The organism is Epibacterium ulvae, assembly GCF_018678075.1.
Taxonomy (GTDB): Bacteria; Pseudomonadota; Alphaproteobacteria; order Rhodobacterales; family Rhodobacteraceae; genus Epibacterium; species Epibacterium ulvae_A.
This window is the reverse complement of sequence record NZ_JAHHIR010000064.1, coordinates 1-11,996: the sequence shown is the minus strand read 5'-3', so window position 1 is coordinate 11,996 and position 11,996 is coordinate 1. Positions and strand designations below refer to the sequence as shown.

The following is an 11,996-nucleotide window of genomic DNA, read 5'->3' as shown; positions in this document are numbered from 1 at the left end:
TGCGGGCGGTTTGTCGATAACCCGTGCAATCTTAGCCATCGGCGTTCCGCGCTCCCATTCATGCCAAATTACGGCTTTCCTTTGTGCGTCCATACGTCGTGGTTTGGTCATCGACACAGTCCTTCAAATTCAAAGTTCTACACTGTGTTGCAGTGACCGGCTGAATCCATCACCGCTAATTTTAGGGGGGGATTACCGCCCGTTTGATGTCTTTGACGATCTTCTCGCCCGGTGTCTTCGTTGTCTTTCTCATCGTCCATTCCTCAGTGGTTACGATGAGCAACAAACCCTCTCTTATCAAATCACCCTATTTGGACCCATATGCCATGACGTCAGACAGAGACTCGCGGGCGGGTCCATTTGGTATCGGGCAATGGTCAACAGGGAAACATCCGTTTCAGAGCTTTGCAAAGAAATCGGCGTGAAGCCTGTCACCCTCTACCGACACGTCGATCCCAACGGCAATCTACACGACTACGGCAGACGTGTGTTGGGGGCTTAACGTACGATCCTGCACCCAGCCGGGCTCTACCTCTAGGGGGATGGCTGCGCCTTCGTCCTGACATCACGCAGTGGCATTCTATCGTGAGCCAACCCCAAGAGCCATAATTTCGGAGGTTTGGCGCTCTGGCTCGATGTTGGCTTTTGTGTTATCGAAACGGTAACCAAGAATTTTTGAAGTTTCTGATTGCGACTTAGTTGAAAAGAGAGCGCGTTAGGTACAAAATTGCGTCAGTGCGCATTTTTTCGGCAACGGTCTATACTTTTCACTCCTTAAGAACGAAATCATGCCCGTTGTTTCTGCCTTGATGGCAGAGGGAAATATAATACCGTTCTATATCATCGAAAGCAAGACGTGAGAACTGGGTTTAGAGGAAACGTAAACGGTGCCGTCTGAGCAATTCTACGATAATGGATTTGGCATGCATGCGATGGTCGCGATGGGTCTCACGGGCGACTTTTGCATCCCCGTTTTTGATCGCATTATAGACCAAGCGGTGATCTTCGTTTGATTTGGTCGGAAGGGGGCGCATAAAGAGCGTTGTCAGGCGCGCGCGGCGGACTTGATCACTCATCATGTGGACAATGGTTTCGACGCGGCCATTCCCGCCAAGGCGCACGAGTTCGGTGTGAAACCGATCGTCCGCATTGGCCCACGCGTCAAGATCTCTGTTTGCGATAGCGACATCCATGTCGTCGATAGCTTCGGACAGGTGTTTTAGGTCTTCTTCTTTGTGCGCGGCGCGGGCGGCACAGTCGGCAGCAAGACTTTCCAGTTCCGTCAGCACATCGTAAACTTCTTCCATGTCTTCAGGCGAGAGGGGCACGACGCGAATGCCTTTACGCGGGCGTAGTTCCAAAAGGCCCTGACCCTCGAGCATCAAGACCGCCTCACGGACGGGGGTGCGAGACATGTTCAATTGTTCGGCGAGTTCAGATTCCAGATGGTCGGAGCCCGGCGCGAGGTCGCCTGCAAAGATCTTTTCGCGAAGTTCAAGCAGAGCACGTTGCGAACTGCTCATCCGCTTGTGAAGAACTTTGTTCATATCGTGCCTAACTCGACTTTGCGGCCCGCCTCGGATGAGGCGTAAATCGCGTTCTCAATGGTGACGACATCCAGATAATCACGGGTCGTATTTTCCAGCTCCGTCCCGTGCAATATGCCTGACACAACATGACTTTGCAAAGCATGGACGCAGTCGCCGCCAAATCCATCCCATGTATCCGCCTGCAAGAGCACGGTTTCCGATTGAGCGTGAAATTTACGCAGCCAGACGGACCCGTCTCCAAACAGACTTATGGTTCCTTGCGTGCCTTCCACGAGGGCCTCGCCCATGGTACGGCGCAGATTGTCAGCGCCGTGATCCAGAGTGCGATTGCCATCAAACATGGCGCGTACACCGTCGCGATGGTCAAACAGAACGTAGCCCGCGTCTTCGCCTGCGATGAAAGGGTTCTCGCGGCGCAGGTCGGCGTAGACTGACCGCGGATTGCCCAGAAGATAACGGAACGTATCGACCCAGTGCACAGCTGTTTCATGCACCAAAAAGCGGGGCATGTCCTGAAAATAGGGCTGACGGTCTAGGTAGGCGTCGGCGCCTTGGCCGTCGCCGGGGCGCAGGCGGAACGTGACTTGGCGCACCTTGCCGACTGCACCTTGGTCCATTGCCGCCTTGATCGAGCGATACCACGGTTGAAAGCGGAAATTTTCGTGCACGATGATGGTGGCCCCCGTCGCGTCTGCCTCTACGGCAATGGCTTGGCCTTCAGCGAGATCGACGCAAAACGGTTTCTGACAGATGATCCACTTGATCCCTGCCGCCAGTGCGGTGCGGATCGTTGCGGCATGGGCCGCGGGGGGCAGGATGACATCCAACAGGTCCGGTGTTTGGTCTGCCAGCATTTTGGACAGATCGCTGTAGGCCGGCAAGCCGGTGTTTTTGGCTTTGTCGATGTCGCGATCACATGATCCAACAAGGGTCACATCATCCATGCGCGCCCAACTGCCATAGTGGAACTGGCTGAAATAGCCCGCACCGACGCAGGCTACGCGCAGGTTCTGTGCGTCGTTCAAGACACAAAGAACGCGTCTAAGACAGCGCCTGCAGCGATATCGGTGCCCGCCGTACCCCCCAAGTCACGGGTCAGAACCGCACCGCTCGCCACCACATCTTCGACCGCTTCGCGCAGGCGATTGCCATCCGCGCGCATCCCGGCGTTGTCGTGTTTGATGCCAAGCCAATCGAGCATCATCGCCGCCGACAAGATCATCGCAAACGGGTTCGCAAGCCCTTGGCCCGCGATATCAGGCGCGGACCCGTGGCACGGTTGGAACACTGCATGTTCGAGCCCGATGTCAGCGGACGGGGCAAGGCCAAGACCGCCCATCAGGCCAGCACCAAGGTCGGACAGGATATCACCGAACATGTTTTCGGTGACCAAAACATCAAAATCCCACGGTTTCTGCACCATCCAAAGAGCGGTTGCATCTACATAGGCATGATCTGACGTCAGAGTCGGGTGCTTGGCGGATTCGGCGTCGAACATCTCACGAAAGAATGCGAAAGCACGGAACACATTGGCTTTGTCCACACAGGTGATTTTGCCCGGTCCACGGCCCGCCTGTTTGCGCGTTTGCGCCAGATCAAAGGCAAAGCGGAACAGTTTTTCCGATATATCACGTGTGATCAGCAAGGTTTCCCGGGCTTCGTTCTCAGTGACCTCACCGCACCCTTGGGTGTGAAACAATCCTTCGGTGCTTTCGCGGATTAGGACAAAGTCGATCTCCTTGCCCGCAGGCATATTGAGTGGTGTGCGCTGGCCTGTGCGCACGGTCACAGGACGCACGCCAGCAAACAACGTCAACGCCTTGCGCAGATCAATCTGAGGCGAAATTTCAGTGCCATCCTTATAGCGCACATCGGGCAAACCCATCGCCGAAAGTAGAATCGCATCAGCATTTCGAGCGGTTTCCATGGACGAGTCAGGCAGCGATTCGCCGGTCTTAGCGTAGTGGGCGGCACCGGCGGGAGCATCTTTAAATGTTAGGTCATAGTCCGAAGAGGCATCCGCCATTTGGGTTAGGATTCTGACCGTTGGGCCCATAATTTCTGGGCCAATCCCATCCCCCTGAAAGACTGCGATGCTAAATTTCTCGGTCATGTGGCCCTCGTTGTTTTCGTTTTTTACTGATTTTCGGAAAATTGAAACCGAAAAGTTGACAGTGCATCATTTAACGCATACGTAAGGAAATGCAATAGCAAACACCTTGTGTCAGGGAGGACAAACAAAGTGTCAGGGAGGACCATCAAAATGAAGTTCAATTTAGCGAAATTAGCGGCGACAGCCGTATTGGTGACTGGGCTGGGAACAGCTGCGAACGCACAGGACTATCCGTTCCGTGACATCACGACGGCTGTCGTTTGGGGCGCCGGTGGCGGTACAGACAGCATCAACCGCATGATCATGGCTGAAATGGAAAAGCACCTTCCGGTTTCGATCAACGTGATCAACCAGACAGGTGGCGTCGCCGGTTCTAACGGTATGGTCTACGTACAAAACCAGCCTGACGACGGCTACACATTGGTCGGCCTGTCCGAATCCAACGTAACAGCTGCCGTTCAAGGCGGTTGGGGCCAGCGTTTCGATTTCTGGTATCCGTTCATCGTTGGTGGTTCGCCTGACCTGATCTCGGTTCCGGCAGATAGCCCCTACACAACCTTGCAGGACCTTGTTGATGCGACCAAAGCTGAACCAGGCACGATCCCTGCGGCGGCATCCGGTGCTGGGTCCATCCACCACCTGAATCTTCTGGCGATCCAAAACGGTGCGGATGCTGAATTCCTATTCGTGCCTTACGGTGGCTCGGCCCCTGGTCAAGAAGCTGCGGTTGCTGGCGAAGTTCAGGTGGTTGTCACATCTCTAGCTGAACAAGCGGCCTTGATCGAAGGCGGCCTCTTGCGCCCACTCGCGATGCTGACAGAAGACAGCGCCGAAATTGGCGGTATGACTGTTCCCTCCGCATTCGATATCTATGAGGGCCTGGGCGCCTACCTGCCGCTTAAGCAAACGATCGGTTTTGCAATCCACGACTCTGCGTCTGACGAAGTGAAAGCGGCGCTTGGGGCGGCGTTTGAACAGGCCATCGCGTCCGATGTGGTTGCTGAATGGGCTGCAGCCAACAACTACGATGTTGGTGGTCAATACGGTGAAGAGGCACAGGCGATCTTTACTACGCTGGAAGCAAACTTTGCCTACACTTTGCAGGAACTTGGCGCGACAACAGTCGACCCAATGAGCCTGGGCATCGAAAAGCCTTAAGCAAAGCCTTCTGGAATAACTTTGGGGCGCGGGGGTAAACCTCGCGCCCATCTTCTACCGCCTAGGGAACGCGATCCATGCAAAACGAAACGACACCCGAAGACCTCGTGGTTCTGCGCACACGGGATTTCTGGGGCGCGCTGGTTCTTATTACGCTGTCTGCCTTTTTTTTGTGGCGCACGTTCGATATTCCGCTGTGGGGTGGAAATCGCGCAGGGGTCGCATCTACGTCTTGGTATAACTCCGCCGCGATTGTACCGCTCGGTATTTTTTCCGCCCTGCTAATCTTGTCTTTTGTGCTGTTGTCTATTGCCATCAAGGCAGGGGGCGCGAAACACGCCCTAAGCGCCGTCGGGATCGGTTGGAACCGCGCCGAAGCGCTGCGGTTCACCACCATCGGCATCATTTTGTTCTTTTACGTCGCCGGATTGGTGCCGCGGGTCGATTTCGTCGCCTGTAGCGGGCTGTTGATCACGGCGCTGATTTTCGGGTTCTACAAAGGCCGATCCGAGCGGATGATTTTGGCCGCCTTCGTTGTCGCGCTTGCAGGCGCTTATGCTTTTTTCACCCATTTACCACAGGCGCAATGGCGCGCGCATGACGATGATGTTGTGACGCTGATCCTCTGGGCGGCATTGACCGTCTGGGTGATGATGAAAGTCAAAGGCGACCGCATGTTGCGCGTTGTGCCAGTGCTCGCTGTGCTGGCCCCGTTGATATTGGTCTGCGCGATGGCCTTCGGGTTCCGCCAGAACGTGCCCAACCGCAGTGGCCTCATCTTTAGTCAGATTGAATACCACTATTACGTCACCTTTCGCCCCCTTTGGAGATCATGATGGACTTCGTTCTTACACAGCTCTCGGGCTTTGGCGGCGCGTTTTATGCGCTGGTTGCCGACCCGCTGACCTATGCCTATCTGATCACATCTGTTTTCCTCGGCATCACCTTTGGCGCTCTGCCGGGTTTGACGGCAACGCTTGCGGTCACGATCCTGACGGGATTCTTCGGCAATAAAATCCCGCTTGATTATTCGCTGATCGCGCTTCTGGGGGCCTATGTGGGTGCGATTTATGGCGGGTCTTACCCGTCGATCCTGCTCAATATTCCGGGCACGGCGGCGTCTGCGGCCACAGCGATGGACGGCTACCCGCTGGCCAAAGAGGGGCGCGGCGGCGAGGCATTGGGCCTGACCACCACCGCCAGTTTTATCGGAACCCTGATCGGCACCATCGCGCTGCTGGTCTTTGTGTGGGTCTTGTTGTTGCTGTCAAAGAACATCGCCAGCCCTGAAAAGGCGTTGTTAGCGCTGTTCGGTATCCTCCTGTCGGGCACGCTGATGAGCGAGGATCTGGTGGTGAAAGGTTGGATCGCGGGGCTGATCGGTCTGGCGATGGCCATGGTGGGGCTGGACCCGCTGTTGTCGGAACCGCGCTACACCTTCGGGTGGTCCTATATGTTGTCGGGTTTTCAAGTTGTGCCGGTGTTGATGGGCGCCTTTGCGGTGCCCCAGATTATTGAGGGCATGCGCCACCTGCAAGTCGGAAAAATGACCCAAGTGAAGGGCCGCATCTTGCCCAATTTCAAATCTGTAAAACGTTACATGCCGACCATCGCACGCTCAGGCGTGATCGGCACGGGAGTTGGCGCGCTTCCTGGTGTGGGTGAGGACGTGGCCGGCTGGGTCAGCTACGGCGTTGGCAAAACCGTATCCAAAGAAGGTGAAAAATTCGGCAAAGGCAGCCTAGAAGGCTTGTTGTCGTCCGAAACCGCGAACAACGCCTGTATTGGTGGCGCGTTGATCCCGCTGTTGGTGCTGGGCATCCCCGGATCGCCGCCCGCTGCGGCGCTTATGGGCGCGTTCAAGATCAACAACATCATTCCGGGCCCCACAATCGACCCCGATATCATCCTACGCGTTGTGGCGATCATGATACTGGCGTCGTTCGTCATGTTCATCATGGGCCTGTTCACCGCCCGCGTGTTCATGAAAATCCTGCAAATTCCGCAGGTCGTATTTTTGCCTATCGTCATGGTGTTGACCACCATCGGATCGTTCAGCGTGGGCGGGGGCATCAATGATCTTTACCTGATGCTGGGGGTGGGGTTCGTGGCGTATTTCATGAATCTTCTGAAATTCCCCATCGCGCCGCTTGTGATCGGGGTGATCCTTGGCGGGTTGTTTGATGAAACCTTCCGCCGATCGCTGTTGATTTCGGGGGGCGACATCTTTGTGTTCGCGTCTCGCCCCGTGGCAAGCGTCTTGCTGCTGCTCAACATTGCCCTCATCATGAGCCAGTTCCCGTTAGTCAAACGCGCGTTTGGTCGCGTATTCAGAAAGGTCGTTTGATGTTTGCTGTTGTCGTGACGTTTCAGATCAACCCGTCCGATTTGGCCGCGTTCAAGCCTGCTATGCTGGCCAATGCGGCCACGTCTTTGGCGGATGAAACCGGCTGTCATCGTTTTGATGTCTGCACCGATCCCGCCCGCCCGCACGAAGTGTTTCTGTACGAACTTTATACTGATGCCGCCGCCTTTGACGCGCATCTGGCCAGCGCCCATTTCAAGGCCTTTGATGCACAGGTCGCACACATGATCGCGTCCAAATCCGTAGCCACCTTCGCAAAGGTCGCATCATGACCGAGTGGGAAGTTTACGCAGTCAAATACGCTGACAGAAACGCTCGCACGCGAGCCGACAGTTTCATCTTCGATGATAACCACGACGCGCCCCATGCGATGGATTACTTCATGTGGTTGTTGCGGCGCGGCGATAAGGTGATTTTGGTCGATACCGGCTATGACACAGACGAGGCAGAGGCGCGCGGACGTCCCATCCGGCTTGATCTGCGCACAGCCCTTGCCCCGTTTGGCATCACCCCCGAAGACGTCACCGCGATCATCGTCACCCATTTGCACTACGATCACGCGGGCGGGTTGCACTTGCTCCCCAACGCGACGCTCCATATCCAGGCGGCGGAAATGGCCTATGCGACAGGGCCATGCATGTGCCACGACACTCTACGCATGCCATTCACGGCCGATCATATCTGCGAAGCCGTAAAGCGTCTTTATTCCGGTAAGGTCACGTTTTATGACGGTGAGGCGCAGGTAGCCGACGGCATCACAGTGCATTGTATCGGCGGGCATTCACGCGGGTTGCAATGCGTGCGCGTGTTCACGAAATCCGGCTGGATGGTGCTGGCGTCAGACGCCGCGCATTTCTACGAAAACGTCTTTGCGCGCAAACCGTTCCCGATTGTTGTGGATCTTGAAAGCATGATGACGGGGTTTGACACGCTGCGCCGTCTTGCGTCCAAACCCGACCTGATTGTACCCGGCCATGACCCGCTGGTGCGCGACTATTTTGCATCCGACATCGCCGATCATATTCATCGGCTTGATGTCGGCCCGATCAAGGATATCCCCACATGAAAATTGGCGTCATCGCGGATGACTTCACCGGCGCATCCGATATTGCCCTGACACTGGCAGAGGCTGGGATGTCTGTGGCACAATTCATTGGCGTGCCACGCGGCGCGGCGGATGCAGATTTAGGCGCAGGTGTCGTCGCGTTGAAATCGCGCACAGCACCCGTAGACGATGCGGTGTCCCAATCGCTGGCGGCCTGTGATTGGTTGATCGCACAAGGGGCCACGCAGATCATCCTCAAGGTCTGTTCAACCTTTGACAGCACAGCGCAGGGCAATATCGGCCCTGTTCTTGATGCATTGGCGGTTAAACTGGGGGCAGAGACCGTGATCGTCTGCCCCGCTTTCCCGGAGAACGGGCGCAGTGTTTATATGGGGCATCTGTTTGTCGCCGATGGATTGCTGAGCGAAAGCGGTATGGAAAACCATCCGCTAACCCCCATGACAGACCCTGATCTGCGCCGCGTTCTGGGCGCACAATCGACGCGCGATACTGGCCATATTGATGCGATGACGGTTCTGAAAGGCGCAGGCGCGATCCGCGCGTCCATGACAGGCACACGCCACTTAATCACGGATGCGATCAGTGATCGTGATCTGTTTGAAATCGGAAAGGCCGCAGACGGGGCAAAGTTGCTGTGTGGCGGGTCAGGCATTGCGCTTGGCTTGCCTGCAAACTTTGGCGTGGCCGTCAAACCGCCAAGTTGGGTGGCTATAAAGGGCCACGGCGTTGTGTTTTCTGGATCGTGCAGCCGCGCGACCCGTGAACAAGTTGAACGATTTGGCGCAATCGCGCCGAGCTATCAGATTGATGCTGATCGTGCTGTTGCCGATGGCTATGCCATTGATGAAATAGTGGATTGGGTCCTGGCCCAAGACGTGCCACCGTTGATTTATTCCTCTGCCAATCCTGAAACTGTGCGCGCTGCGCAAGAAAGACACGGATCGGGTCAAGCAGCCGACGCGATTGAAGGGTTGTTTGCCCGCCTCGCGCCCGCCTTGGTCGCCAAGGGTGTGCGTCGTGTCGTCGTGGCGGGTGGTGAAACCTCGGGCGCGGTTGTTACGGGGTTGGGGGCGGACATCCTGACCATCGGGCCACGCGCCGCAGCAGGTGTGCCATTGGTCACATCAAACGGAACGGCACTGGCGCTGAAATCCGGAAACTTTGGCGAGCCAGACTTTTTTGCCAAAACACTCACCCTTATGGAAAAGCCAGTATGAGCGAACACGCCAAACTACGCGAAGATATCTGTATTCTTGCCAAATCCATGTTTGATCGCGGGCTGACCTGCGGATCGTCAGGGAATATTTCAGCGCGGCTGTCGGATGGCAGCGTTTTGGTTACGCCAACGGGCCGCTCTATGGGGTTTTTGGACCCTGCGCAGATCAGCCATCTTGATACGGATCTTAAGCTGCTGTCGGGGGATCTTCCCACCAAAGAAACCCCGCTGCATTCGGCGTTTTACGAAACGCGAACAGGCACAGGCGCGGTGGTGCATCTGCATTCAACCCATTCGGTCGCGCTGTCAATGTTGCCCGATACCGACCCTGACAACGTTCTGCCGCCGCTTACGCCCTATACCATTATGCGGGTGGGCAAGGTCAAACTGTTGCCGTTCTTTTTACCCGGTGATCCGGCCATGGGGGATGCTGTACGCGGGCTGGCGGGGAAACGATCAGCGGTGTTGTTGGCCAATCACGGCCCTGTGGTGGCCGGCAAAGACATCTGGGCCGCCGCGTTTGCGATGGAAGAGTTGGAAGAAACGGCCAAGCTGGCGATGCTGACTCGCGGGTTGAACCCGACGCCAATATCAGACGAGAAAATCCAGCAAATCGCGCGCAAATTCGATGTAGACTGGTAAAATAGCAAGCACGACAGGCATCAACGAAGTACCGGCCCAATCTAGCACTATGTCAGCTAGACAAGACATTCATTCCTGCATGTAGGGCTTGCCAAGACGGCGACCTCGCCCTTGCAGCGCAGGTTCCATACGCATCAACACGCGCTTCTGACTGCCGGGATCACCAAACTGGAACCATTGCAGGCACAGAGCGACAAACAGGATGAACTGGTGCCGTTGTTACGTGCGGGCCGGGATCCGGCCGCGGGGTTTGACGGTTTGCTTGGAGCCGAACTGGCCCGCGACATCCTGTTGTCGCATGAAGGGCTGACCAATTACCTTTACGACTTTCAGTCCGCAACCCTGGAGGCGTTCCGCGCCCGGACGGAGACGTTCGAAACCACCATTGTATTGCTCACCCGGCACCCCGAGGACTGGCTGCGCTCTTATTACCGACAGGCTGTTCTTAACCCGGCCAACCGGGCAAGCGATCTGTAGAGTCCAGCGCTTGCGCTGGCGGACATTCGCAACCATCCCAGAATTCTCCGATTACTCTATTACGAAACATTGGCTCGCGACCTGCAAGACGCCTTTGGCGCGCAGCGGATCGTGCATCTCTCGCTTGAGAATCCGGAGTGGTTTTCCACTGTTCTGGCGACACTGGGGGCAGAAGATCTGGCGGAGCTGCCGCTGACCCGGGTGAACGAGGCGCTGCCCGGCTGGATGATTGCGTTTCTGCGGGATGTAAACGCGACAGGGCCAACGCCGCATGAGCGTCTGGCGTGGCTGGGCCAAACCACTTTGAGCGCTCGGCCAAGCCTCCAATCACGCCGCGTCCTTTCGTTCCATCAGGCGCGCAAGTTTTGTTTTCCAGCCATTGGTGTGAACCAAACGCTGCAAGTGAATATCGGCGTTGATAATTTCCGATTTGGTAAGCTTCGAAAAACGGCCCCAGTCGAGACCAAAGACGTAGATAGCACTACCCTTGCGGATGCTTTCCAGAACCACCAGCCCACGATCCTTGAACGTATAGGCGATGTAATCGGAGAACCCACCCGTCCCTATAAATTGCTCGTCAGGGTCAAATGACAGGATAGGTTCCTGCCGATCAAAGATCACGCTTTGGGTATTTTCTGATGTGCGTCTAAGAACTTCCCCTAGATGTATCTTAAGGCGCTGCCAAGGATACTTACTACCACGCGACAGTCGAAGCGTTTGGGAGGCACACACTCAGATTTGGACATGATGAGTGGTTGAACACATCAGGCTTGAAGAAGAAAAAACGGACGTGGCACTTGAAGCTGCATATCGCCGGACGGCATAAGTCAGTCGATCTTCTCGTTTATCCAAAATGAAATTTGGTGCGTAAATCATAGATTTCCGTAACACTCTTGGCCTGCCCTTAAAATCAAAGACATAGGTGGTGCAAAATTCCGGTACGGATTACGCTCGCGCTCAAACTGTGCGATGGACGCAAAAACATGGAAGATCAAGCGACCCGCTGAGGTGGTTGTGTCGATGTCTTCCGCGAGCGACCGGAACCCCGCGCCCTTGGTAGCGATGTCTTCCACGATGTCGAGCAGATCGCGCAGCGACCGCGCCAGCCGATCATACTTTGTGACGACAACCACGTCGCCATCGCGGAGCTGGTCGATAAGTTGATCTAACTCGGGGCGTTTCCGCACCGATCCTGTGATTTTGTCCGCGAAGATGCGCTCTGCGCCTGTATTTGCTAGCGCGTCAGTTTGGGCATCAAGGTTCTGGCCGTCTGTAGAGACGCGGGCATATCCGAAAATCATAGGTCAAGGGTGGCACAAACGTCCCAAAACTCAGACAGTTTTGTCCAAGTTTTTTGTCCCTATCAACATGCTGATTTTAGGTGAGCCATCAAACTGACCAAAGGCGAG

At 55.8% G+C, this 11,996-nt stretch carries 13 protein-coding genes; 9 read left to right on the top strand and 4 right to left on the bottom strand.

From position 1 onward, the window contains the following. Positions 1 to 869: 869 nt before the first annotated feature. Genes KMP13_RS14870 through KMP13_RS14860 form a run of 3 tightly spaced genes read right to left on the bottom strand, consistent with a single transcriptional unit; the run spans position 870 to position 3,663 of the window. Positions 870 to 1,547, bottom strand: coding sequence for a GntR family transcriptional regulator (locus tag KMP13_RS14870; RefSeq protein WP_215266762.1), 678 nt, complete (start codon positions 1,545 to 1,547; stop codon positions 870 to 872). Next, positions 1,544 to 2,575 carry a Gfo/Idh/MocA family protein gene (locus tag KMP13_RS14865; protein ID WP_215266760.1) on the bottom strand — a complete coding sequence of 344 codons (1,032 nt, stop codon included), beginning with the start codon at positions 2,573 to 2,575 and terminating at the stop codon, positions 1,544 to 1,546. The genes KMP13_RS14870 and KMP13_RS14865 overlap by 4 nt, the downstream gene beginning before the upstream one ends. Then, positions 2,572 to 3,663: an isocitrate/isopropylmalate dehydrogenase family protein gene (locus KMP13_RS14860; RefSeq protein WP_215266758.1), complete on the bottom strand. Its 1,092-nt coding sequence runs from the start codon at positions 3,661 to 3,663 to the stop codon at positions 2,572 to 2,574. The genes KMP13_RS14865 and KMP13_RS14860 overlap by 4 nt, the downstream gene beginning before the upstream one ends. A gap of 150 nt (positions 3,664 to 3,813) precedes the next feature. On the opposite strand from KMP13_RS14860, the gene KMP13_RS14855 reads away from it, so the two are divergent. The 9 genes from KMP13_RS14855 to KMP13_RS14815 all read left to right on the top strand — a co-directional run bounded on the left by KMP13_RS14855 (position 3,814) and on the right by KMP13_RS14815 (position 11,178). Further along, complete coding sequence (locus KMP13_RS14855) at positions 3,814 to 4,821, top strand: Bug family tripartite tricarboxylate transporter substrate binding protein (protein ID WP_215266756.1); 1,008 nt, start codon at positions 3,814 to 3,816, stop codon at positions 4,819 to 4,821. Positions 4,822 to 4,898: 77 nt separating this feature from the next. After that, complete coding sequence (locus KMP13_RS14850; protein WP_215266755.1) at positions 4,899 to 5,657, top strand: hypothetical protein; 759 nt, start codon at positions 4,899 to 4,901, stop codon at positions 5,655 to 5,657. Further along, on the top strand, positions 5,657 to 7,168 hold the full coding sequence (locus KMP13_RS14845) for a tripartite tricarboxylate transporter permease (protein ID WP_215266753.1): 1,512 nt from the start codon (positions 5,657 to 5,659) through the stop codon (positions 7,166 to 7,168). Before KMP13_RS14850 ends, KMP13_RS14845 begins: the two co-directional genes overlap by 1 nt. Beyond that, positions 7,168 to 7,458: a putative quinol monooxygenase gene (locus KMP13_RS14840; protein ID WP_215266751.1), complete on the top strand. Its 291-nt coding sequence runs from the start codon at positions 7,168 to 7,170 to the stop codon at positions 7,456 to 7,458. Before KMP13_RS14845 ends, KMP13_RS14840 begins: the two co-directional genes overlap by 1 nt. Further along, entirely contained in the window at positions 7,455 to 8,252 is a 798-nt protein-coding gene (locus KMP13_RS14835) for an N-acyl homoserine lactonase family protein (RefSeq protein ID WP_215266750.1), read from the top strand. Before KMP13_RS14840 ends, KMP13_RS14835 begins: the two co-directional genes overlap by 4 nt. Then, positions 8,249 to 9,469 carry a 3-oxo-tetronate kinase gene (gene otnK, locus KMP13_RS14830; protein WP_215266748.1) on the top strand — a complete coding sequence of 407 codons (1,221 nt, stop codon included), beginning with the start codon at positions 8,249 to 8,251 and terminating at the stop codon, positions 9,467 to 9,469. Before KMP13_RS14835 ends, otnK begins: the two co-directional genes overlap by 4 nt. After that, positions 9,466 to 10,110: a 3-oxo-tetronate 4-phosphate decarboxylase gene (gene otnC, locus KMP13_RS14825; protein WP_215266747.1), complete on the top strand. Its 645-nt coding sequence runs from the start codon at positions 9,466 to 9,468 to the stop codon at positions 10,108 to 10,110. The genes otnK and otnC overlap by 4 nt, the downstream gene beginning before the upstream one ends. Positions 10,111 to 10,221: 111 nt before the next feature. Continuing rightward, positions 10,222 to 10,587, top strand: coding sequence for a hypothetical protein (locus tag KMP13_RS14820; RefSeq protein ID WP_215266745.1), 366 nt, complete (start codon positions 10,222 to 10,224; stop codon positions 10,585 to 10,587). Positions 10,588 to 10,656: 69 nt separating this feature from the next. Further along, complete coding sequence (locus KMP13_RS14815; protein WP_215266743.1) at positions 10,657 to 11,178, top strand: hypothetical protein; 522 nt, start codon at positions 10,657 to 10,659, stop codon at positions 11,176 to 11,178. Between the two features lie 281 nt (positions 11,179 to 11,459). Here KMP13_RS14815 and KMP13_RS14810 read toward each other — a convergent pair whose 3' ends face one another. Beyond that, entirely contained in the window at positions 11,460 to 11,888 is a 429-nt protein-coding gene (locus KMP13_RS14810; RefSeq protein ID WP_215266741.1) for a recombinase family protein, read from the bottom strand. Positions 11,889 to 11,996: the final 108 nt, after the last annotated feature.

Excerpts from the sequence above, each read along its gene's own strand:
- KMP13_RS14870 (WP_215266762.1), bottom strand. The coding sequence starts at position 1,547 with ATGAACAAAGTTCTTCACAAGCGGATGAGCAGTTCGCAACGTGCTCTG.
- KMP13_RS14860 (WP_215266758.1), bottom strand. The coding sequence starts at position 3,663 with ATGACCGAGAAATTTAGCATCGCAGTCTTTCAGGGGGATGGGATTGGC.
- KMP13_RS14855 (WP_215266756.1), top strand. The coding sequence starts at position 3,814 with ATGAAGTTCAATTTAGCGAAATTAGCGGCGACAGCCGTATTGGTGACT.
- KMP13_RS14850 (WP_215266755.1), top strand. The coding sequence starts at position 4,899 with ATGCAAAACGAAACGACACCCGAAGACCTCGTGGTTCTGCGCACACGG.
- KMP13_RS14845 (WP_215266753.1), top strand. The coding sequence starts at position 5,657 with ATGGACTTCGTTCTTACACAGCTCTCGGGCTTTGGCGGCGCGTTTTAT.
- KMP13_RS14840 (WP_215266751.1), top strand. The coding sequence starts at position 7,168 with ATGTTTGCTGTTGTCGTGACGTTTCAGATCAACCCGTCCGATTTGGCC.
- KMP13_RS14835 (WP_215266750.1), top strand. The coding sequence starts at position 7,455 with ATGACCGAGTGGGAAGTTTACGCAGTCAAATACGCTGACAGAAACGCT.
- otnK (WP_215266748.1), top strand. The coding sequence starts at position 8,249 with ATGAAAATTGGCGTCATCGCGGATGACTTCACCGGCGCATCCGATATT.
- otnC (WP_215266747.1), top strand. The coding sequence starts at position 9,466 with ATGAGCGAACACGCCAAACTACGCGAAGATATCTGTATTCTTGCCAAA.
- KMP13_RS14810 (WP_215266741.1), bottom strand. The coding sequence starts at position 11,888 with ATGATTTTCGGATATGCCCGCGTCTCTACAGACGGCCAGAACCTTGAT.